This window comes from Porifericola rhodea (assembly GCF_030506305.1).
Taxonomy (GTDB): Bacteria; Bacteroidota; Bacteroidia; order Cytophagales; family Cyclobacteriaceae; genus Catalinimonas; species Catalinimonas rhodea.
On record NZ_CP119421.1, the window covers coordinates 5289993 to 5313409 of the forward strand.

20 protein-coding genes are annotated in these 23417 nt (G+C 41.7%); 17 read left to right on the top strand and 3 right to left on the bottom strand.

Annotated features, from left to right (window positions below):
• Positions 1-28: 28 nt before the first annotated feature.
• The 4 genes from PZB74_RS21745 to priA all read left to right on the top strand — a co-directional run bounded on the left by PZB74_RS21745 (position 29) and on the right by priA (position 6501).
• Complete coding sequence (locus PZB74_RS21745) at positions 29-1003, top strand: GSCFA domain-containing protein (RefSeq protein ID WP_302239469.1); 975 nt, start codon at positions 29-31, stop codon at positions 1001-1003.
• Positions 1000-3063 carry a thioredoxin domain-containing protein gene (locus PZB74_RS21750; protein ID WP_302239472.1) on the top strand — a complete coding sequence of 688 codons (2064 nt, stop codon included), beginning with the start codon at positions 1000-1002 and terminating at the stop codon, positions 3061-3063. Before PZB74_RS21745 ends, PZB74_RS21750 begins: the two co-directional genes overlap by 4 nt.
• Positions 3064-3156: 93 nt before the next feature.
• Positions 3157-3882, top strand: a complete 726-nt coding sequence (locus tag PZB74_RS21755; protein ID WP_302239474.1) for a sulfotransferase domain-containing protein — start codon at positions 3157-3159, stop codon at positions 3880-3882.
• Positions 3883-4044: 162 nt separating this feature from the next.
• Entirely contained in the window at positions 4045-6501 is a 2457-nt protein-coding gene (gene priA, locus PZB74_RS21760; protein WP_302242853.1) for a replication restart helicase PriA, read from the top strand.
• A gap of 73 nt (positions 6502-6574) precedes the next feature.
• Here priA and PZB74_RS21765 read toward each other — a convergent pair whose 3' ends face one another.
• Positions 6575-7342, bottom strand: coding sequence for a 3-keto-disaccharide hydrolase (locus tag PZB74_RS21765; RefSeq protein ID WP_302239475.1), 768 nt, complete (start codon positions 7340-7342; stop codon positions 6575-6577).
• Between the two features lie 138 nt (positions 7343-7480).
• Positions 7481-8851: a cystathionine beta-synthase gene (locus PZB74_RS21770; RefSeq protein WP_302239476.1), complete on the bottom strand. Its 1371-nt coding sequence runs from the start codon at positions 8849-8851 to the stop codon at positions 7481-7483.
• A gap of 292 nt (positions 8852-9143) precedes the next feature.
• Between PZB74_RS21770 and PZB74_RS21775 the strand changes: the two genes are divergently transcribed.
• The 3 genes from PZB74_RS21775 to PZB74_RS21785 all read left to right on the top strand — a co-directional run bounded on the left by PZB74_RS21775 (position 9144) and on the right by PZB74_RS21785 (position 11911).
• A complete protein-coding gene (locus tag PZB74_RS21775; protein ID WP_302239478.1) occupies positions 9144-9968 on the top strand; it encodes a prohibitin family protein in 825 nt (274 codons plus the stop codon).
• A gap of 76 nt (positions 9969-10044) precedes the next feature.
• Positions 10045-11322, top strand: a complete 1278-nt coding sequence (locus PZB74_RS21780) for a citrate synthase (RefSeq protein ID WP_302239480.1) — start codon at positions 10045-10047, stop codon at positions 11320-11322.
• 208 nt (positions 11323-11530) lie between these two features.
• Positions 11531-11911 (top strand): MerC domain-containing protein, encoded by a 381-nt coding sequence (locus tag PZB74_RS21785; RefSeq protein ID WP_302239482.1) that lies wholly within the window; start codon positions 11531-11533, stop codon positions 11909-11911.
• Here PZB74_RS21785 and PZB74_RS21790 read toward each other — a convergent pair.
• Positions 11908-12645: a hypothetical protein gene (locus PZB74_RS21790; RefSeq protein WP_302239484.1), complete on the bottom strand. Its 738-nt coding sequence runs from the start codon at positions 12643-12645 to the stop codon at positions 11908-11910. The genes PZB74_RS21785 and PZB74_RS21790 overlap by 4 nt on opposite strands.
• A 168-nt stretch (positions 12646-12813) precedes the next feature.
• Here PZB74_RS21790 and PZB74_RS21795 point away from each other — a divergent pair, with 168 nt between their 5' ends.
• The 10 genes from PZB74_RS21795 (at position 12814) to PZB74_RS21840 (ending at position 23417) form a co-directional block, all read left to right on the top strand.
• Positions 12814-13524, top strand: a complete 711-nt coding sequence (locus PZB74_RS21795) for a Crp/Fnr family transcriptional regulator (protein WP_302239485.1) — start codon at positions 12814-12816, stop codon at positions 13522-13524.
• A gap of 212 nt (positions 13525-13736) precedes the next feature.
• Entirely contained in the window at positions 13737-14573 is an 837-nt protein-coding gene (locus PZB74_RS21800; RefSeq protein WP_302239486.1) for a hypothetical protein, read from the top strand.
• A gap of 60 nt (positions 14574-14633) precedes the next feature.
• Positions 14634-17027: a heavy metal translocating P-type ATPase gene (locus PZB74_RS21805; RefSeq protein WP_302239487.1), complete on the top strand. Its 2394-nt coding sequence runs from the start codon at positions 14634-14636 to the stop codon at positions 17025-17027.
• A gap of 198 nt (positions 17028-17225) precedes the next feature.
• Positions 17226-17396: a cbb3-type cytochrome oxidase assembly protein CcoS gene (ccoS, locus tag PZB74_RS21810; protein WP_302239488.1), complete on the top strand. Its 171-nt coding sequence runs from the start codon at positions 17226-17228 to the stop codon at positions 17394-17396.
• Between the two features lie 6 nt (positions 17397-17402).
• Positions 17403-19583: a cytochrome-c oxidase, cbb3-type subunit I gene (gene ccoN, locus PZB74_RS21815; protein ID WP_302239490.1), complete on the top strand. Its 2181-nt coding sequence runs from the start codon at positions 17403-17405 to the stop codon at positions 19581-19583.
• A gap of 67 nt (positions 19584-19650) precedes the next feature.
• The gene (locus tag PZB74_RS21820) at positions 19651-19854 is read left to right on the top strand and encodes a CcoQ/FixQ family Cbb3-type cytochrome c oxidase assembly chaperone (protein WP_302239491.1); all 204 of its coding nucleotides are present in this window, start codon (positions 19651-19653) and stop codon (positions 19852-19854) included.
• 6 nt (positions 19855-19860) lie between these two features.
• Positions 19861-20760, top strand: a complete 900-nt coding sequence (locus PZB74_RS21825) for a cbb3-type cytochrome c oxidase N-terminal domain-containing protein (RefSeq protein ID WP_302239492.1) — start codon at positions 19861-19863, stop codon at positions 20758-20760.
• 25 nt (positions 20761-20785) lie between these two features.
• Positions 20786-22225 (top strand): cytochrome c oxidase accessory protein CcoG, encoded by a 1440-nt coding sequence (gene ccoG, locus PZB74_RS21830; protein WP_302239493.1) that lies wholly within the window; start codon positions 20786-20788, stop codon positions 22223-22225.
• A 48-nt stretch (positions 22226-22273) separates the two neighbouring features.
• Entirely contained in the window at positions 22274-22708 is a 435-nt protein-coding gene (locus PZB74_RS21835) for a FixH family protein (RefSeq protein ID WP_302239494.1), read from the top strand.
• Complete coding sequence (locus tag PZB74_RS21840) at positions 22662-23417, top strand: sulfite exporter TauE/SafE family protein (RefSeq protein ID WP_302239496.1); 756 nt, start codon at positions 22662-22664, stop codon at positions 23415-23417. Before PZB74_RS21835 ends, PZB74_RS21840 begins: the two co-directional genes overlap by 47 nt.

A 23417-nucleotide genomic window follows, 5' to 3' on the forward strand; every position in this document is an offset into this window, starting at 1 on the left:
TGTTATTATAGGTTTTAAGTATTTTTTTATGTTCAGAACTCCGGTCAATGTTACGGCTTCGCGTCATAAGATTCACCTGCAATCTCCCGTGCTGAGCATTGGTTCCTGCTTTGCTCAGATGATTGGCCAACGTCTAATTAGTAATAAATTTGATGCACTGGCTAATCCATTTGGCACACTCTTCAACCCTGTCTCTATCTTTCGCCTACTTCAGGAAGCTGTAGAGCAACACCTACCCCCAGCCGAAAGCTACCTGAAGCGCGATGGTTTTTACTATAACTACCTTTTTCATTCCGATTTTTCAGCTCCTGATCAGGCAGGGCTGGAGCAACAAATTCAACAAGCTTTGCAAACTACCAGAGACTTTCTGGAAAGAGCCGACTGGCTTATCATTACTCTGGGCACTGCTTATACCTACCAGCGCAAAAGCAATGAGGAAATTGTAGCCAACTGCCATAAAATGCCGGCAAACCTCTTTAGTAAAACATTGCTTAGTCCTCAGGAAATACGAATGCGTTTTGAGCAGTTACTACAATCGCTAGGCACTATAAACAACGAACTACGCTTTATTTTTACAGTAAGCCCTGTTCGTCATATCAGAGATACTCTAACTCAAAATACAGTAAGTAAAGCCTCATTACGTCTGGCAATAGAGCAGATATTGGAACATCATCCTGAGCATACTCATTATTTCCCCAGTTATGAGATTATGATGGATGACCTGCGTGACTATCGCTTTTATGAAGCCGATATGATTCACCCTACCCAAATTGCTGAAGACTACATCTGGGACAAATGGACTGAGGCTTATCTGGATGATGAAACTTTAAGCTTTTTACCACAATGGTATAAAGTCAGCAAAGCTTTGAAGCATCGTTCTTTTCACCCGGACTCAGCTCAACATCAAAAGTTTATTTCTAAAACTATTGAGCAGCTTAATCTCTTAAGTAAAAAAATAGATGTCAGCCAGGAAATTGAAGTGCTAAAAAAACAATTAAGATGAGTACAGCTAACCACAAATATACTAACCAGTTAATACACGAGAAAAGTCTTTACCTGCTGCAACATGCGCATAACCCCGTAGCATGGCATAGCTGGAACGATGAAACCCTTAAGAAAGCCGTTGTAGAAGATAAGCCTATTCTGGTAAGTATCGGTTACTCATCCTGCCACTGGTGCCATGTTATGGAAAAAGAGTCTTTTGAAAATGAAGAGATCGGCAAGTACATGAGTGAACATTTCGTCTGTATAAAAGTAGATCGTGAAGAACGCCCTGATGTAGACCAAATTTATATGGAAGCGGTGCAGAGTATGGGCATACAGGGAGGCTGGCCACTTAATGTTTTTCTGCTACCCGACCAAAAACCTTTTTACGGAGGCACCTATTATCCTGCCGCACAATGGAAAAAACTGCTGGAAAATGTAAAGACTGCCTTTGAGCAGCAGAGAGATAAGCTGGAAGAATCTGCCGATCAGTTTGCACGATACCTTTCTCATAGTGAGTTGCAACGCTACGGAATTATTGAAGACGAACAGCAGATGGCTAAGCAGGAGTTTCAGGAAAAGATTGCAGACCTTTATCAGACATTTTCGGAAAAAATTGATAAGAAACTAGGTGGCATGAACAGAGCACCTAAGTTTCCTATGCCTTCTAACTGGCTTTTTCTGCTACATTATCATTATTATACTCAGAACCAGGAGGCACTTCAACAATTAGAACTTACCCTGGATCAGATGGCCTATGGTGGCATATACGATCAATTAGGGGGAGGTTTTGCACGTTACTCGGTAGATGAACGATGGTTTGCCCCTCATTTTGAAAAGATGCTGTACGACAATGGGCAACTCCTTAGCTTGTATGCCGAGGCTTATGCTCATACTCGCAAATCGCTGTACAAAACAGTTATAGAGCAGACTATTGACTTTATTAAACGTGAAATGTGCAGCGAAGAAGGAGGTTTTTATAGTGCTTTAGATGCAGATAGTGAAGGCGAAGAGGGTAAGTATTATATATGGGAGTATGACGAATTTAGTAAAGTACTTGGCAATGCTGCTCAGTTGGTGGGAGACTATTATCATGTTGAACAGGAAGGCAACTGGGAGAAGACATACAATATTCTCTATCGTAATCAGTCTGAAGAAGCTTTTGCTGAAGCCCATGAGCTTAACCCTACTGATTTTAAAGAGCTTTTAGAAGATAGCAGGCAGAAGCTGTTAAACTCGAGAAAAGAGCGCATTCGCCCCGGGCTAGATGACAAAATACTTACGAGCTGGAATGGCCTGATGCTTAAGGGCCTGGCGGATGCTTATACTTATTTGCAGGAAACTCATATACTTGAACTGGCACTTCGTAATGCTCATTTTATTACAGATAAGTTGATGCGCAGGCAGGGAGATAAAGCCCGGCTGTACCGCAGTTATAAAGAAGGCAAAGCGTATCTGGATGCTTACCTGGATGATTATGCTTTCGTGATAGATGCATTTACTTCTATTTATCAAATTACACTGGACGAACAATGGATTCACCATAGTGAGCAGCTACTGGCCTACTGCATTGAGAATTTTTATGACCAGGATGAGGGATTTTTCCACTACACTCATGAAGAAGCTAACTTGATTGCCCGTAAAAAAGAGATCTTTGATAATGTTATCCCGGCGAGCAATTCTGCTATGGCCAGAAACCTGTACCGCCTGTCTCGCCTGTTGGATCATAGTGATTACCTGGAAATTAGTGAGAGGATGATGAGTAGAATGCTGAAACTTCTGGATACAGACCCCGCCTATCTAAGCAATTGGGCCATACTTTATATGGAAATGATGCAGCCAGAGGTAGATATTGTAGTAATGGGAGATGAGTACAAAACAGTAGGCAAAAAATTATTGCCCTATTACTCACCTAACCGACTAATTGCAGGTGCTAAGAAAGAAAGTAAGTTTATGTTATTGCAGGGAAGGAAAGCTATAGACAACCAAACTACCATTTACATTTGCAGAGACAAAGCCTGTAAGATGCCGGTACATACCGTAGAAGCTGCATTAGACCAGTTAAAAGAAATCTCTTAGCGATTAATATTTGACTTCCATCTAGTGATCAAGAATAAGCTCATAAACATCATGTACTCCTACCCTAGCTTGTATAAACTGTATACAAAGTACATGAATACCAGTCTATTCTCTCGCAAGTACTCGGCACTGGAAATAAAAGATATTGTAGTATGTGGAGTGCAGCGCTCCGGCTCAACTCTTTTATTTAATATGGTTAATGAAGTAGTACACAGCAAGCCCCAATTGCTTGATACTTATTTTGAAAATGAAAGAGACTATCGTAAAATTTTGCAACAGGAAAGGTCTACACTTGTCAAAAAAAACCATGTATATGTACCACTACTTGCCAAAAGAGTGAAGCAAAAAATATCTTATGGTTTTTTTACCCACCGTGACATAAGGGACATCATCGTTTCTTTTATACAATTAGGTTGGCTTAAAGAAGTTGATGACTGGATCAAAAACTATAACATCAAAAATATGATGTATAATTCTATCCTCTATGCATCTACGCCTAATATGCAGATTATAGCATATGAAGATCTAGTCCGCAAGCCCGAAAAAGTGGTACAGTACATTGCAAATACTCTGGAAATACCTTTAACCAAAGAGCAGATTAAACAAATTGTAGAACACACATCTATACAACAGAGCAAAAAAGATATTGGAAAAGAAGTAGTAGGTCAGCAATACCCATATGTCAGCCAGTATATTGATAAGCACATTGCTGATGGTAAAATTGACAAATGGAGAACATTTTTAAGTTCAGAAGACCAGCAAAAGCTCAACGAATATTGTGCTGAATATCTGGACTTTTTTGGTTACTCAAAAAACTGAATTTTACAAATAAGCGAGATTGGGTTACATTAGCACACTGTAGTGATTTCTATTGCTGCTTAGAATTCTTTCGCTATAAATTCAGTTGATAGTAATACTTTGGATCAATTAAAACTTAACGTAGAAGCACCAGCCGAGCGCATTACATGGTTTGCAGACATAATGCTGCCAGTACCAATTCCTAAACTGTTTACCTACCGCATTCCGGTAGATATGGAGCAGCAGGTACAAATTGGAAGCCGGGTTATTGTTCAGTTCGGCAGTAAAAAAATTCTTACTGGTGTCATTGGTAAGTTACATCAGAACCCTCCACAAAAGTACCAGGCTCGTTATATTTTAGAAGTGCTGGATGAGCAGGCCGTAGTACATCCAATTCAGCTTAAGCACTTTCAGTGGATAGCAGACTACTATGCCTGTACCGTAGGAGAAGTGCTAAACGTAGCCCTACCTTCAGGTCTAAAGCTAAGCAGTGAGTCCAAAGTACAGCTCAATCCGGAATTTGACCTAGAAGAATTTGATGGAGACCTCAATGATAAGGAATACAAAATTCTGGAAGCGTTAGAAGAAAAGCAGACACTTACCTATAATGATATTGGCAACCTGCTGGAAGAGAAAAACTTCTACCACGTCATAAAATCTCTGATACGCAAAGAAGCCATACTGATTTTTGAGGAAGTAAAAGAAAAATACAAACCCAAAATTGTTAAGCGAGTTCGCCTTCAGCCTAAATACGCGCATGATGAAGTAAGCCTGGAGAATATTTTTCAGGAACTGGAGAAGAAACCAAAACAGTTGGACGTACTACTCCGCTACGCCCAACTTAAACCTGACTTCCAAAAACAGGAATCTAATGAGAAGGGCTTGCTTAAATCTTCACTCAACAACGAGAGCGTTTCTACCTCTTCCGTAAATACTTTAATTAAAAATGGTATACTGGAAGAATTTGAAGAGGTGGTCTCTCGCTTTCAACCGGTAGCGCCTACCCAGGAAGCCAAAATTGAATTAACTGATAGTCAGCAACAGGCCAAAGATCAAATTCTTGCTCAGTTTAACGAAAAGGATACGGTACTTTTACATGGGGTTACCGGTAGTGGAAAAACAGAGATTTATATAGACCTGATACAGGATGTGCTATCCAGTGGTGGTCAGGTACTTTATCTATTACCCGAAATTGCGCTTACCACGCAGATTGTCTATCGCCTTAAAAAGATTTTTGGCGACCAGATGGGCATATATCACTCTAAATTTTCAGATAATGAAAGAGTAGAGGTCTGGCAAGGCATACTGGATGGCCGCTACCCGCTAGTAGTAGGCGTACGATCGGCTGTGCTCCTCCCCTTTGAAAACCTGGGGCTGATAATTGTAGATGAGGAGCATGAAATTTCTTACAAGCAGTTTGACCCGGCGCCACGTTACCATGCTCGTGATGTAGCTCTGGTACTCGCGAAAATGCATCATGCCAAAGCCCTTCTGGGTTCTGCTACGCCTTCAGTAGAGTCTTATTACAATGCTGTACAGGGTAAGTACGGACTGGTAAGCCTGAACAAACGCTTTGGAAATGCACAGCTCCCCGAAATAGAGCTGGTAGATATTCGCAAAGAAAAGAAAAGACGCACCATGCGAGAAGATTTTTCTTCGGTACTTCTGCAACAGATGGAAGCTGTACTCGGCCTCAAAGAGCAGGTAATTATCTTTCAGAACCGAAGAGGGTATTCTCCATACATTTTGTGTGAAGACTGCGGACACATTCCCAAATGTAACCAATGCGATGTCAGCCTTACTTACCATCAGTTTGCTTACGAACTACGCTGCCACTATTGTGGGCATCATGAAAAGCTACACCTGGAGTGTGAAGCCTGTGGCTCTACCAAACTTAAAACTGCTGGTTATGGCACAGAAAAGCTGGAAGAAGAAATACAGATGCTTATTCCTGATGCCCGGGTACAACGTATGGATTTGGATACTACCCGTAAAAAGAATAGCTACCAGCAGATTATTGACGCTTTTGCCAAACGCGAAATGGATATTCTGGTAGGTACCCAGATGGTAAGTAAAGGTCTTGATTTTGATGGAGTAAGTCTGGTAGGTATACTTGATGCCGATCGTATGATACACTTTCCTGATTTTCGTTCTCATGAGCGTACTTTTCAGCTCATCACTCAGGTTAGTGGACGATCGGGAAGGCGAGATAAAGTAGGTAAAGTTATTATCCAGACTACCAATCTTGAGCAGCCCATTCTACACAAAATTGTCTCTAACGACTATATTGGTTTGTATCAGGAAGAAATAGCTGAAAGGCAGGAGTACCACTACCCCCCTTTCGTACGACTGATTCGTATCACTATCAAAAACCCTGACAAAACAAGCTGTAATCGTGCGGCTAAGCAGCTTAGCGAAAACTTAAGGGAAGTATTAGGTAACCAAAGAGTATTAGGGCCAGAAGAACCACTCATTTCCAGACTAAGAAATCAGTACCTGATGCAGCTGATGATTAAACTTGAAAGGAACCAGAGCTTTATCCAAAAGGCAAAAAAAATCATTATTGAAGCCTGCAACATACTGGAAAAAGATAAGCAGCTTAAAAGGACAAGTACTGTTATAGATGTAGATCCGTTCTAAAAAAGGAAAGGTTAAAAGTAGCTTTAGGAGCACCTTTAACCTTTCCAATATTTATCTATAGCTTTTTAAAAGACTATAATTCCTTAATTCTGATATTTCTCCACTGCACCTGCATAGGGTCTTCAATTTTGGTAGAGTGTACCTGCAAACCAATGAATCCGCTGGCAGTCATATCATCTAACAATTCAGCAGTCTGCACACCATTGATAAATGTACGTATCGTATCTCCTTTAGCTTCTACACGATATTTATTCCACTCATTATTTTTAAATGCCTTACGACCTTCCTCATTATCAGCCAGGTCAGCTAACCAACCTCTGCGGCCTTCATCATAGATACCACCGCTGTACGCGCGCTCAGAAGGGTCAATTTCTACCTGATATCCGTGTACGCGAGGAGCTTTTACTGTTTTTTCTTCAGTTTCTCCCTCTTTGTTAGTAAACACATAAGTAGTATCTTTCTCATAAGAATTACTACGAATCTGGACACCTGAGTTCATACGAGGGTCTACTTTCACTTCGTACTCTAAGATAAAGTCATCATACATTTTGTTAGTTGTAAGGAAGCTATTAGGCTCACCCAGCTTGGTAGTACCTGTCACTACACCATTATCTACTTCGTAAGTAGCTTTTCCATTCAACTGTGTCCAGCCTTCAATGGTACTGCCTTTTACCAATTCTACCCATTCTCCTTCTTCTTCTTCAGAAGCAGCTACAGTTTCAGTTTTAGGTTCTGTGCTTTCTGCTGTCTCTTCTGAACTTCCTCCAGATGAACATGCTCCAAATGTGATCGCAGTAGCCGCTAGCAAACTAGCCGATAGGTTAAGTTTAAGTTTTTTCATGAGTGTTGTAATACGAACGTTAGTAATAATTGAAATCTGCCACAAATTGATATAAAACATCAAGAAATGCAACTGGGAGAAATTCATAAAAAAACCCGGCAGTTAACCGGGTTGAAGTTCTAGGTAAAAATGTCAGTGCTAATTACTCATGGCTACCAAAAGGTCGGCGCGGGTAATAATGTGTACCTGGTTAAGGCGGTCACGTACTAGCAAAGCTTTATTGTTTTTGTCAATTAAAGAGGATAATACGTCTAAAGTATCGTGTATAGAGATAAACTGAAAAGGTTTATCCATAATGGTAGATACTGGCTCAGACTTAATCGCCGGATTATCAATCAGTTGATGTAAAAGCTTAGAGTCGGTAAGGCTACCCACATAAGCATCTCCTTCTACTACAGGGATCTGCGAAATACCTCTTTCGTTCAAAATTTTAATAGCTTCTCCAACTGTGGTATCTACTGACACAGTTACCAATGGGCTATGGCCATTACGCGCCTTAAGTATGTCCTGAGCAGTAGCGAATTCTCTCTTCTCCAGATAGCCATGGTCTTTCATCCAGCTATCGTTATAAATTTTTCCTAAATAGCGAGTACCATGATCTGGCAATATGATTACCATCACATCATCTTTCTTCAGATTTTTGCGAGCGTATTTTAAAGCACCAAATACCGCAGAACCACAAGACCAGCCAATAAACAGACCCTCTTCGCGAGAGAGACGTCTTGCCATAATGGCCGCGTCTTTATCTGTTACCTTAACAAATTCATCAATAACGTCAAAATTCACGTTTTTTGGGATAATGTCCTCTCCTATACCTTCGGTCAGGTAAGGGAAAACTTCATTATCGTCAAACTCTCCGGTTTCTTTATACTTCTTAAATACAGAACCATACGTATCTATCCCCAGCGTAAACACCTTTTCATTTTGTTCCTTCAGGTACTTAGATACTCCGCTTACTGTACCCCCGGTACCTACACCCGCAGCAAAGTGCGTAATTTTTCCTTCAGTCTGCTTCCATATCTCCGGTCCAGTAGTTTCGTAATGAGCCGTCCAGTTTGACTGGTTATCGTACTGGTTAGGATAAAATGAGTTAGGAATAGTCTCGTTTAATTTTTTGGCGACCGAATAATATGAGCGAGGATCGTCAGGCGAAACATTGGTAGGGCATACTACTACTTCGGCACCTACTGCTCTCAGGATATCAATTTTTTCCTGCGACTGTTTATCAGCGAGCGTAAAGATACATTTGTACCCTTTAGAAATAGCAGCTAAGGCCAGCCCCATACCCGTATTACCGGAAGTACCTTCAATAATAGTCCCGCCAGGTTTTATGATTCCTGCCTTTTCGGCATCTTCTACCATTTTAATGGCGATACGATCTTTTACCGAGTTGCCCGGATTAAAATACTCCACTTTTACCAGTATAGTCCCCTCTATGCCTTCTGTAACTTTGTTTAATTTGATCAAGGGAGTATCCCCTATGGTTTCTATAATCGAGTTGTAGTACATATTTCTGCCTGTAATTATTAATTTAGCGCAAAATTAGGATTATTTATGAGCATTAGCTTGGTATTAATATCAAAAAATACTGTCAGATTAAAAATTTGTCAGTTTTTTTACACCAGCATGCATATTTATAAAGTATACGTAAGTAATCGTTTTTCTGGCATTCTTGTTAAGAGCAAATACTTTTTATTGTGTGCAGCTGGCTAAAAGTAGGCTTGCATAATATTTTTTCATTTGCTTTGTAAAATGCACGATGCTTTACGTATAAAGCTTAACTATTATAACACAGCCACCTATGGATAACCGAAAATTTTTGCCTTTTATCGTAACTGGCATCGCACTGTTTATTGCAATCGTTTACCTTTCTTCCAGTATATTCCTGACGATTAATGCCGGTGAACGCGGTGTGCTCTTCAAAAAATTTTCTGGCGGACTGGATAAAGACAAGGTCTACTCACCAGGTTTTGTAGTAAAAGCTCCCTGGAATGATATGTACGTATACGATGTAAAAGAAAACAGCGTAGACGAGACTATGGATGTGCTGGATAAAAACGGGCTGTCTTTAAAAGTAGATGTCACTGTTCGTTTTCACCCGATGTACGACAAAATAGGTTTTATTCACGAGCTTTTTGGGGAAGATTATGTTGATAAGCTGATTATACCTGAAACACGATCTACAGTAAGGCGAGTTATGGGCCGCTATACCGCAGAAGAGATATACTCCACCAAACGTAGCGAAGTAGAAACTTCTATTATTGAAGAAACAGAAGCCATACTGGAAGATCAGGCCAATAATATACAAATGCGCGCGCTGCTTATTCGTTCTATCAACCTACCTGACCAGATTAAGCAGGCTATTGAAAATAAATTAAAACAAGAGCAGGAAGCATTAGCTTATCAATTTAGACTGGAAAGAGAAAAGAGTGAAGCGGAACGTAAGCGTATCGCCGCACAGGGAGAAGCCGAAGCCAACAAGATTATTAACAACAGTTTGACCAACGAACTGCTGAAAATGCGAGGCATAGAGGCAACCACCCACCTGTCTGAATCCAGCAATGCAAAAGTTGTAGTCATTGGTAGTGGTAGCGACGGATTACCGCTAATACTTGGCAACAATTAGTACATAAAATATTTTATTACAATGTTATCGATTATTTTTAGCTTGAATTTTTATTACTATTTAAATCATTCCAAATATGTCCAATAACACTGCGGAACTTAAAGTAGATGGGAAATCTTATGAATTTCCAATTATTGAGGGGACGGAGCAAGAAAAAGGTATTGATATTAGCAAGCTGAGAGCACAGAGCGGCTATATCACCTTGGATCCGGGCTTTAAGAACACAGGCTCTACTACCAGCTCTATCACCTATCTAGATGGAGAAAATGGTGTGCTTCGTTACAGAGGCTATTCAATAGAAGACCTGACTGCCAAGTCCAGTTTTTTAGAAACTGCCTATTTGCTGATCTACGGCGAGTTACCTAGCGAAAGTGAATTTCAGTCTTTCAGAGAAGAAATCACCCACCATACGCTAGTGCATGAAGATATCAAAAAAATTCTGGATGGTTTCCCTTCCAGTGCCCACCCAATGGGCGTTCTTTCATCTTTAGTGTGCTCACTTACTGCCTTTTATCCTGAGTCTCTGGACCCTAATCGTTCAAAAGAAGAAGTAAACCTAAGCATTATTCGTATACTGGCTAAAATGCCAACTTTTGCTGCATGGGCTTACAAACATAAAATTGGACATCCGGTAAGCTATCCCGACAACTCACTGGACTATTGCAGTAATTTCCTTAAAATGATGTTTGCCCTGCCTGCTGAAGGCTACGAAGTAGACCCTACCCGTGCCGACGCATTGGACAAACTTTTAATCTTACACGCAGACCATGAGCAGAATTGCTCTACCTCTACTGTACGTGTGGTAGGTTCTTCTCAGGCTAGTCTTTACGCTTCTATTTCTGCGGGTATTAACGCCCTGTGGGGACCTCTACACGGTGGAGCTAACCAGGCGGTGATAGAAATGCTTGAGCAGATCAAAAATGCGGGTGGTGATGTGAAGAAATTCATTGACAAAGCCAAAGACAAAAACGATCCTTTCCGTTTAATGGGCTTTGGGCACCGTGTATACAAAAACTTTGACCCCAGAGCTAAAATCATCAAGAAAAACGCAGATGAGGTACTTAGCGGACTGGGTATTACTGACCCGGTACTGGATATCGCTAAAGAACTTGAAGAAACCGCTCTTAATGACGATTACTTTAAAGAAAGAAAATTATATCCTAATGTAGACTTCTATTCAGGCATACTATATCGTGCTATGGGTATCCCTACCGATATGTTTACTGTAATGTTCGCACTAGGACGTCTGCCAGGCTGGATAGCACAGTGGAAAGAAATGCGCGAGAACAAAGAGCCTATCGGCCGTCCTCGTCAGATTTACACAGGTAGCAATCATCGCCCATTGGACAGATAAGCAATAATGTTTCGCAAACAGATAAAGAGCTTCACCTTGGGGTGAGGCTTTTTTTTGCTTTATACATTTTAATAAAAGTGCTTTTCTAAACTCTTATGCTCAGGTGGTGTTAAGCAAAGGAACTTTTTTTAAGTAAAAGCTATTTTTCATGCAACTATGTTGCAAGTAAGACCGTTAAGCTCTTATCTTTGTTCCAAAATAAAGTTAGATGTTATTCTCAGACCGTAAAGCAGACACCGTAGGTATTGTTAGTTCTATTCTTTGTGTAGTTCATTGCATGCTTTTGCCTGTACTAGTATTTGCTGGAATGCTCAACGAAGAATGGGGCGCTCATGCGGAATGGGTAGACTACATATTTATGGGTTTAGCTCTATCGGCTGTTTACTATGCTGCTCGTAATGCTGGCCTTTATCTGCGAATGGCGCTATGGCTTACTGTGAGTTGGTTTTGTGCTTCTATTTTGTTGCACGATGTGTACGAGTCTGCGCTCTATTCATCTATGGCGGCTTCTGTAGTGCTTGTAGTTTTACATACCATCAACTTTAAACAACACAGACTCCTACATCGTACCAAAGAGGTTACAGTCTAAAAACTCACTGTAGCTCCTATGACCGCATAGTGTATTAACGAAAAATTGTATACCTGATCTACATCCGCTCCTCCTTCCAGAATACGATAGCCAAGTTTTAGTGAAACATCCTCATTTGGGTAAAAAAGCCCGCCTAAAAAAATATCCTCTGCTCTACCCTGCTTGCCCACCAAAGCATCGCCCTGTAGCAATACACTCAATTTTTCTTTTGCAAACCACTCTGCCCTGAAATTGATCAGAGGAACAAATCCCAGGTCAGTAGTAGAAGCGCTCTTTTCATTGTCTTCCAGCTCTATTTTAGCATCTCTTATTTTGGCAGTAGCCCCCAGACCAAACTGAAAATTGCCGGTTCTGGGAAACAGGTAGCGGTAGGTAAAACGATAAGAGTTAAATTTATAGCTGGCGTTTAGGGCATCTGCGGTAGAAAAAATCTGTTCAGCAAAGTTTATATCCTTAGTCGTATAGCCCTGAGCCTTTATATTTAATGGAGCATACAGTACGCTAAAGGTATGTTTATTATTAAGGGTGTAAAGTAAACGAATGCGATAAAAAAAACTGTTGTTTACATCCAACTGATCGGTGAGTTCAAAACGGGTTCCTTCTCCTCCAGGAACCTGAATTTCATTGTATCCGGTAAATGCTGCACCACTCTCTACATCTATAGCAAACTGTGCTCTACTACTTAAAGTCAGGCAAACCGTAAAGCAAAAAAGTAATGGAAGTATTTTGTGCATATCAAAAAATTATATGTGATTAAAAAATAGAATTTAGAATATCTGAAATGTGAACCACGATTCTATACCCAGCGTTTAAAATTTTGACATACAATCTATTTTTTTCTTCTTGCCAATAGTATTGTCTTTCTTAACTTAGTTATTATCCATCAAGAACATTAAGAAATTATGCGTAAGGGCCAGACTGTTATCTCCTGCGAAGAATGTCGTTCCAGAAATTCTTCATTGTTTAGTGGACTTTGCAGCCATCAGCTAAGTTACATCTCAGAAAACAAGTCTTGCACTGTCTATAAAAAAGGTCAGATCTTGTTTCATGAAGGCACCCGACCTTTAGGCGTTTTTTGTGTAAACTCCGGCAAAATCAAAATTTATAAGATTGGTTACGATGGCAAAGAGCAAATCATAAGCATTGCAGGAGCTGGCGGCCTACTAGGATATAAAGCAATGATTGCCGAAGAACCTTACTCTGTCTCTGCTGAAACTCTGGAAGACTGTACTGTTTGCTTCTTGTCTCGCCCAAACTTTCTGCAAACTCTGGCGGAATCCTCTGAGCTGAACAAAAAGATATTGCAGCAGGTATGCCACGAAATTGGGGTAATGAATGAAAACCTGACTAACCAGGCACAGCGTACGGTAAGAGAGCGCCTTGCCATCACTTTGCTTAAACTAAAAGACACGTATGGGATGGATAGCCACGACAATGGCCCAATAGAAATTAACCTGACTCGCGAAGACCTTGCAAATATGGTGGGTACTGCAACAGAAACTCTTATAAGGTTGCTACATGAGTTTAAAGAAGATAAGCTAATTAGTACCAAAGGACGCAAGATTATGATAGACGACCCTAAAGGTTTAAGTAAAATTGCTAATCTTTTCTGATAAGGTACCAAAACAAAAACTACTGCCGGAACAATAATTTCGGCTTTATTTTAAATCCTTCCTCTCCTAGCCCAGTCTTAAATCTGTACTCATTATTTTTTGCTGATAAATATCATTTTTTCATCTGACAGCTATCATTTTGTACCCTATAGGGCTGCTGTATTTTTGCTTCATTCAAGGACTGTCTTTGCAGTAGACAAAATGAGAGGATTATGAACCGGAAGAAAATTTTGATTTGCCTGGATGTAGCAGATGAAGGCGAAATGGAAGAGCACTTTATACAAACACACCTACATCACCCTGAAAACCTATTACTCACATTTTATCTGGATAACCTGATCCATAGTCAGGAAAATGAGTTAAGTCTGGTAGACCATGCTAACGCGCTCAGGCATTCAGCCATTGGTAAGCAGCAAATTACTTCATCAGGCAAAAACTCAAAAAAACTAAGTACAGCTAACCACAGCCTGAAAGATATACTAAACGAAAGTCAGTATGCCGACCTGCTACTAATTAATGAAACGAATTATCATGCTTACTGTCTTTATTATGGACAGGCTCGTCCTATGGAGCAATTGCTCAAAAAAGCAAGCTGTCCGCTACTGGTAATCCCCAACAAAAAAAGTCTGATTGAACAGATTCTTCTTATCTATGATGCCAGCCCTATGGCACTAATAACCACACAATCTTTAAATTTTAGTTTACACCACCTGTGCAGGAAGTTACCCGTTACCATATTGCTACCCTGCCTTTCTTCTCACACATTATTTTCCGCACAGGAAGAAAAAATTCTTATTGAGTACCTCCGACTTCATTTTGGTAATTTAGGTATTCATAAGGTTTGTGAGGCTTCCTCTCATACCCTACCCTACGCCCTAGAACCCAACCGTAATTTACTGTTGGTCAGTCAGTCCCCTACGTCAGATCTACCAGAATTTTTGCAGCAGGAATTAGAAGCCATACGCCTGACGCAAAGCTTTCACTATTTTCAATACATCGTTAATCTTGGGGCGGACACAAAAACTGACAAAAGTCATATTAAACGGTGATGGCCATCATACTCCATTTGAGCATTTTCCTCTTCTTTTGAAGAAACAAACAATGCATATATGGCTGATGTATGGGTTCAGGAGAAGTGCTACCACTGTGGTGAAGACTGTATAGAAGAAACGATACATTTTGACGAAAAAGCCTTCTGTTGCCAGGGCTGCAAAACTGTTTACGAAATACTAGATGCTAATAAGCTAGGGCAGTATTATACATTGGAAAATGCTCCTGGCATTAGCCAGAAAGATTATAGTCAGGGGCAAAAATTTGCCTTTCTGGATCATGCAGAGATTGCTGACAAACTGTATGATTTTCAGGATGCTAACATAAAAAAGGTAAGCCTGTATATTCCGGCCATTCATTGCAGTTCCTGCATCTGGTTGCTGGAGAATTTACAGCAGTTGCAAGAAGGCATCTGCCACACCTCCGTCCAGTTTCTCAACAAAAAACTAAGTATCACTTTCAATGCTGACAAACTAAACCTGAGAGCGTTAGCTGAATTGTTGGCGGGGCTAGGCTACGCCCCTGAAATTACTCTGGCAGAAAGCCAAAACAAAAAAGCGAGCCCAAACCGCAGCCTGGCAGTAAAAATTGGGCTGGCAGGCTTTTGCTTTGGAAATACCATGCTCCTTAGCCTTCCCGAGTATCTTGATACTGATTTTTCTTTAGCTGATGACTATAAATCGTTTTTTGCCTACCTGAACCTCCTTCTGGCATTACCGGTATTTTTCTATGCGGCTTCGGACTACATCATATCTGCATGGAAAGGACTCAGGCATAGGTTTATTAATATAGATATACCTATCGCACTTGGGATTTTTGCTTTGTTTGGTCGCAGTACCTACGAAATACTCAGCGCTAGTGGCCCCGGTTATATGGACTCGCTTTGCGGGCTGGTCTTCTTTCTGCTCATTGGCAAATGGTACCAAAGTAAAACATACCAGGCACTGTCTTACGACAGAGACTATGCCTCTTACTTTCCGGTAGCTGTAAGCAAAATTAATGATGACAAAGAACAGAATATTCCCCTAAAAGATGTCCAGGTTGGAGATCAACTCATTATCCGTAATCAGGAACTGATTCCCGCAGATGCTATTTTGCTAAAAGGAGCCGCGAATATAGATTATAGCTTTGTGAGCGGAGAGGCTGTTCCGGTACAAAAAAGCAGTGGAGACAAGCTCTACGCAGGTGGCCGACAGGTAGGCAGCAGTATTACGGTTGAAGTAAGCAAAGCTGTAGCCAATAGCTACCTTACTGAACTCTGGAATCAGGACGTCTTCAGCAAAGACAAGCAAGTACATCTTAGTTCGGTAGTGGATGTTGTCAGTAAATACTTTACCATAGCTATTTTATGTATCAGTTTTCTTACAGCAGTCTACTGGCTGGTACATGATAGTAGTATGCTCATCAATACTGTAACTGCCGTATTGATTGTTGCTTGCCCCTGTGCGCTGGCACTTACGCTTCCTTTTACTTTCGGACATAGTATGCGAGCGCTGGGCAAGAGAGGTCTTTACCTTAAAAACACACAGGCCATAGAGCTTTTGAGCAAAATTAGCGACATCATTTTTGACAAAACAGGCACCATTACCCAGTCTAAACCTCAACAGCTAAAGTTGCGGGGAACAAGCTTAAGTACTCAAGAAAAAGAACTGCTACGCTCAGCAGTGCAGCACTCTACTCACCCATTGAGCAAAATTATTTATCAATCTTTACCTGATTATTTAGGACTCAACATTTGCAGTTTTTTTGAAGAAATCCCTGGTAAAGGCATACATGCGATAATTGGTGAGCACGAGTTATACCTAGGCTCAGAAAGCTATCTATGTGGACAAAGCTCAGGCGACACATCCACTACGCGAGTGTATTTAAAAATTGATGGTGTGCTTAAAGGCTATTATGAATTTGACAACCTCTATCGGCCAGGGTTTAGTAGTCTGATGCATCAGCTGAGCGGAATGTACAAAAGACATTTATTGTCTGGGGATAATGACAGAGAAAAAGAAAAGCTGGCTCCCTATTTTGAAGAAATGCACTTCAGGCAATCTCCATTAGATAAGCTGGAGTATCTTAAAAAACTGGACTCAGAAGGGAAAACTACTCTAATGCTTGGCGATGGACTAAACGATGCCGGGGCACTAAAGCAAAGCAGTATAGGTATTGCGGTAGCTGATAATATTTACCACTTTTCTCCTGCCTGCGATGCTATTCTGGATGCGCAAAAGCTTAAATATCTGGATCGCTTCCTGGCCTTCACTCAATCCAGCATGCGTGTTATACGGGGGGCTTTTTTGTTTTCTTTTCTGTATAACCTGCTGGGTCTAAGTTTTGCTGTCAGTGGTATGCTTACTCCTTTGGTAGCTGCAATACTTATGCCTCTCAGTTCTGTTACAGTAGTTGGCTTTATTACATTGGCAATAAACGTACGGGCAAGGAAGCTCCTACCCCCAGCCTAAGGTTAGTCCTTTCTTTTTTTCTACTATCTGCAGCTCTTCTAAAGGAGCTGTTTTTTTATGTTTAGAAGGTAGTTTAAATCATAAATTTCAGACTAAATACAAACCTTCTGAAAAGCTGACTTTAATCAGTTTTTTCCCTGATGCTCATCATTTCAATCTCTGTTGTACTCCTCTTTATTTGTAGCAAAGCAAAAGATCATGAGCGCAATATTTATTCTTATCGGCATCAGCCTGCTAGTAGCCCTGGGCTTTCTGGGAGCCTTCCTCTGGGCCACCTACAGCGGACAATATGATGATGATTACACACCTTCGGTTCGGATTCTTTTTGACGAGCCTCATTCAAAAAACAATCAATCAAACAATAAGTAATCGGATATGTCAACGAGTATAGAGACAAGGAGAAGAAGCGACCACATTGGGGTACAGCTGCACTCCGACCAGCTTGACACCTTTTATTACGATAATGCAATCGTAAGAATGTTTGCCATGGCTACCGTAATCTGGGGGCTTATTGGCATGCTAGTAGGTTTGTATGTGGCCCTGGAGCTGGTTTTTCCACAACTAAATTTAGGAATACAGTATGTTACCTTCGGTAGAATACGCCCTCTGCATACCAATGCTGTCATATTTGCCTTTGTTGGTAATGGTACATTTACCGGCGTATACTATTCGCTACAGCGACTTTGCAAAAGCCGTATGTATAGCGACCTGCTTAGTAGAATTAACTTCTGGGGCTGGCAGCTGATTATACTTTCGGCCGTACTTACTCTACCCTTCGGTTTTACCTCCAGTAAAGAATACGCCGAACTGGAGTGGCCCATAGATATCGCGATTACTATTATCTGGGTGGTTTTTGGCTGGAACATGTTCGCCACCATTCTGAAAAGAAGAGAGCGGCACCTGTATGTTGCCATCTGGTTCTATATTGCTACTTTCGTTACGGTAGCTGTACTTCACCTCGTAAATAACTTTGAGCTGCCAATTAGCTTCATGAAAAGCTACTCCTGGTATGCCGGAGTGCAGGATGCGCTTATCCAATGGTGGTATGGCCACAATGCTGTAGCTTTCTTTCTTACCACTCCGGTATTGGGGTTAATGTACTACTTCGTCCCTAAAGCAGCGAATCGTCCTGTTTATTCGTACCGGCTTTCTATTATTCACTTCTGGGCGCTCATCTTCATCTATATATGGGCCGGCCCGCACCACCTTTTGTATAATGCACTACCGGACTGGGCGCAGTCACTGGGGGTTGTATTTTCTATTATGCTGATTGCTCCCTCATGGGGTGGTATGCTTAATGGTTTACTTACGCTACGGGGCGCCTGGGATAAGGTGAGAGAAGAGCCCATTCTCAAATTTTTTGTTGTCGCCATCACCTGCTACGGTATGGCTACTTTTGAGGGACCTATGCTATCTCTTAAAAACGTGAATGCCATTGCGCACTTTACAGACTGGATTATCGCCCACGTACATATCGGAGGTCTGGGCTGGAATGGTTTCATGATTTTCGGGATGATGTACTACCTGATTCCCAGACTCTACAGAACTCAGCTATACTCCAAAAAACTGGCTAATGTACACTTCTGGATAGGTACTCTGGGCATCATATTTTATGCGCTCCCGCTCTACTGGGCTGGTTTTACTCAAAGTCTGATGTGGAAAGAGTTTACAAAAGAAGGACTGCTGGCATACCCCAACTTTCTAGAAACCGTTACTCAGATTCGTCCTATGCATATGCTACGGGCCGGAGGGGGTGCTTTATATATTGTAGGTGTATTGGTGATGATCTACAATATGGTAAAAACCATTGCCAGTGGCTCATTACTTAAAGATGAAGAAGCACAGGCTGCGCCATTAGCCAAAGGCTATGAAGGTCCTAAGAATGAACACTGGCACCGCAGACTGTTTGAACGTCGGCCAGTAGCCCTACTGTTCTGGAGCCTGATCGCCATACTAATTGGTGGCTTGGTAGAGATGATTCCTACCTTCCTTGTAAAATCTAATGTACCCACTATTGCCAGCGTACAACCTTACACACCTCTGGAATTGGAAGGTCGCGACCTTTACATTAAAGAAGGTTGTAACAACTGTCACTCGCAGATGGTACGCCCCTTCCGCTCCGAAACCGAGCGCTATGGGGAGTATGCTAAAGCCGGTGAATTTGTTTACGATCATCCTTTCTTATGGGGATCACGACGTACCGGACCAGACCTTCTGAGGCTAGGCGGGAAATACCCTGACTCCTGGCACTATCATCACATGCTAGACCCTGAGTCTATGTCACCGGGCTCTATTATGCCTCCTTACCCCTGGCTATTTGAGCAAAACCTGGACGTGAGCCAGCTCTCTGCCAAAATAGAAGCCATGCAAACATTAGGTGTACCCTACCCTGAAGGTTATGCTGACACTCAGGCTATGGAAGACCTGAAGGAGCAGGCAGCCCAAATTGCCAAAAATCTTGAAGAAAGCGGAATAGCAGTAAAAGCTGACAAAGAGATTATCGCACTGATTGCTTACCTGCAAAGGCTGGGTACCGACATTAAAGCAGATCAATAAATATTTCTTAGAGGGTGCAGGCTACAGGCTCAGGCCAGCCTGCCACCTTCTATAAACATCTGAAATTATGCTCAAATTTATTAAATATCATATGGAGACCATAGCAGGAATAGAGATCTATCCGCTAATCTCCTTCATCATTTTCTTTACCTTCTTCTTAGTCCTCTTGCTATGGGTCATGAGAGCAGATAAAAGAGAGATTGCAGAAATCGCCAGCCTGCCTTTGGATGATAAAGTAAAACAGCCTGCACAGGAACAGACAAAATCTTAACTCATCATGAAGAAAAGAATACAGAAAACCAGTGCTTTTAGCTTGCTTCTGCTTGCTATGCTTTTTGTATCGGCACCGGCAAATGCCCAAAATACAGCTAACTTTTGGGAGGCGTACGGGCAGGAGGTAGTAGTTTGGGGAATACTTACCCTGGAGGTCATCATGCTGATTGTGGTGATTACCATGTATGTGGTAGTAAAAGTTATTGCTAAACGTGTAATGCAAACCCAGCAGACTAGCGCCACCGAAAGTATAGGGCAGAAGGCAAATGAAGATAGTTTTGTCCAGCGTATCATGAAAAGGCTCACTGATGCGGTGCCCGTAGATCGGGAAGAGGAGATTATGACAGACCATGCTTATGATGGTATTGTAGAGTTGGATAATAACCTGCCGCCCTGGTGGAAAGCCATGTTTTACCTTACTATAGTATTCGGTCTAGCCTACCTTTTACACTTCCATGTGTTTGATACTGGCGACCTGCAAAATGAAGAATACGAGAAGCAAATGGCCATGGCCAAAGCAGAGGTAGATGCCTATCTGGCCACCTCGGCTAATAATATTGACGAAAGCAATGTCACTTTTGTAGAAGACGAAGGCCGCATAGCCAATGGGCAGACACTTTTTGTACAGAAGTGTGCTCCTTGCCATGGACAGGCGGGTGAAGGAGGCGTAGGCCCTAACCTGGCTGATAGTTACTGGATTCATGGAGGCAGCGTCAATGATATTTTTAAAACGATAAAGTACGGTGTACCCGCAAAAGGAATGATTCCCTGGAACAGTCAACTAAGTCCCAGTGAAATGCAGGACATCAGTAGCTTCATCATTACTCTGGAAGGTAGTAACCCTCCCAATCCTAAAGAACCTCAAGGCGAACTATACGAGCGTGATAAAATGGCTATGAAATAAGCAAAGCCCTGAGCAGGCAAATAGTATGAGCAAAATACAGGAGAAGATGGATACGCTGAATCAACAAAGCGAAGTACAAAACTCTTTCCGCGATAGAATTTCTACCGTGGACGAGGCAGGAAAACGAGTGTGGATTTACCCGAAAAAACCAAAAGGTAAGTTTTACAACACACGCACTCTGGTAAGCATAGTACTTCTGGCTTTCCTGTTCTCAGGCCCCTTTATCAAAATTAAGGGAGAACCTCTTCTACTGCTTAATATTCTGGAACGCAAGTTTGTAATTTTAGGGCAGATCTTCTGGCCACAGGATTTTTACCTTTTCGTATTTGCGACTTTAGTACTGGTTATTTTCATTATTTTGTTTACGGTAGTCTATGGTCGTATTTTTTGCGGGTGGGTCTGCCCCCAAACTATTTTTATGGAGATGGTCTTTCGCAGAATTGAGTACTGGATAGAGGGCGACTATATGGCCCAGCGAAAGTTAGACAAACAAGCCTGGAACCAGGAAAAAATTACCAAAAAGCTAAGCAAGCATGTTATCTTCTACGCCATCTCTTTTCTAATCGGAAATACCTTTCTGGCCTATATAATTGGAATAGAAGCAATGGAAGAAATCGTGACGGCCTCACCTTCCAAACATATTGGGGGGCTGTTTAGCATGATATTATTTTCTACCGTATTCTACTTCGTATTTGCCAAGTTTCGTGAGCAGGTCTGTACCAATGTTTGCCCTTACGGGCGTCTTCAGGGTGTGCTACTAGACCGGCAGTCAGTAGTAGTCGCTTACGATTATAAAAGAGGCGAAAAGCGGGCTAAGCTCAGGAAAAATGAAAATCGTCAGGCTAACGATAAAGGAGACTGTATAGACTGCCAGCAGTGCGTACAGGTATGCCCTACCGGTATAGATATTCGCAACGGTACCCAGTTGGAGTGTGTAAACTGTACCGCCTGTATAAATGCCTGCGATAATATTATGGAAAAAGTAGGCTTACCCAAAGGCCTCATCCGCTACGCTTCGGAAGAGAATATCGCCGAAGGCAAAAAATTTCACTTTACCCGGCGTAGTATCGCCTACTCCATTGTGCTGCTAGCGTTACTGGGGGTAATGAGTGGCCTGCTGCTTATGCGCTCCGAGGTAGAAACCAGCTTGCTCAGAACACCCGGTATGCTCTATCAGGATCAGGGAAACAACAAAATCAGTAATCTGTACAACCTTAAAATTATCAACAAAACCAACCAGAGTATGCCTATCCATTTAAAGCTGCATGAAGAAAAAGGTAGTCTGCAAATGGTAGGAAATGAGCAGCTTTTTCTGGAAAAGCAAGGCCTTGCTGAAAGTGCTCTCTTTATCATCTTTGACAAAAACGACCTTCAGCAAATGAAAACAGAAATACATTTAGGCGTATACTCCGGCGATAAACTCTTAGAAACAGTAGAAACCAACTTTTTAGGACCGGCAAAATAAAGTAAGCAATTCTAAGCATAATTAGGCTTCTACTTAAACACCAAAAAAATGAATTGGGGATATAAAATAACTTTCGCATTTACTGCCTTTGTACTTTTCATTGGCATGCTGGTATTCAAAAGCTTTCAGCAAAATATAGATCTGGTAGCGGAAGACTATTATCAGCAGGAATTACAGTATCAGCAGCAGATTGATAAGATTTCAAACACCCAAAAGTTGAAAGGCAGCATCAGCTTTTCTCAACAAGACCAGCACCTTGTCATTCAGTTTCCTCATACGCAACAACAGCAGTTAGAAGGTAGAATTAAGCTTTTTCGTCCTTCCGATGCTCGTTTTGACATAAGCACACAGCTTAGTCTTAATCAAGAGCAAACTCAACGAATTCCTACTGCTGAGCTTCTTAAGGGACACTATAAAATTAAGCTGGACTGGACAGATGGAAGTGAGTCCTATTATCTGGAAGAGTCTGTTTATATACACTAAAATGGAGTTTGTTTATACAGCATTTGCTTTAGGAGCCTTAGGGAGTTTCCACTGTGTGGGTATGTGTGGCCCTATAGCTCTAGCCTTACCCTTTCCTGGTAAAGCGAGCAGCCAAAGACTTTTGGGTAGCCTTCTATACAACCTGGGGCGCATTTTCACTTATGGCTGTATGGGCGCCCTATTTGGTTTGCTAGGCCAGAGTTTTGCCATGGCAGGAATACAGCAGAGCCTTTCTGTAGGTTTGGGCGTTGCCATTATTCTGGCAGTGCTATTACCACCTACACTAACTCGTAGGCTAAACCCAAATACAAAGCTAGCAGGCATAATTGCCAGAGTAAAGCAGCAAATGCAACATTTATTTGGCATGCGCACCTACCCGTCTATGTTTATGATAGGTAGTCTGAACGGGCTACTTCCCTGTGGCCTGGTCTACCTGGGGTTGGCTGGTGCAACTGCTTCTGCCAGCATAAGTGAGGGAGCTGTCTATATGCTGCTCTTCGGCTTAGGCACCTGGCCTGTTATGCTACTCGCCACATTTTTCGGGCAGTGGGTCAATCTGAGTTTACGAAACCGTATTCGCTCAGCTATGCCCTATGTCGTTGCCTGTATGGGCATCGTATTTATTCTTAGAGGAATGTCATTAGACATACCCTACCTCAGCCCAAAGCTTATTAAAGATCAGCAGGCTGGCATTCCTATCTGTCATTAA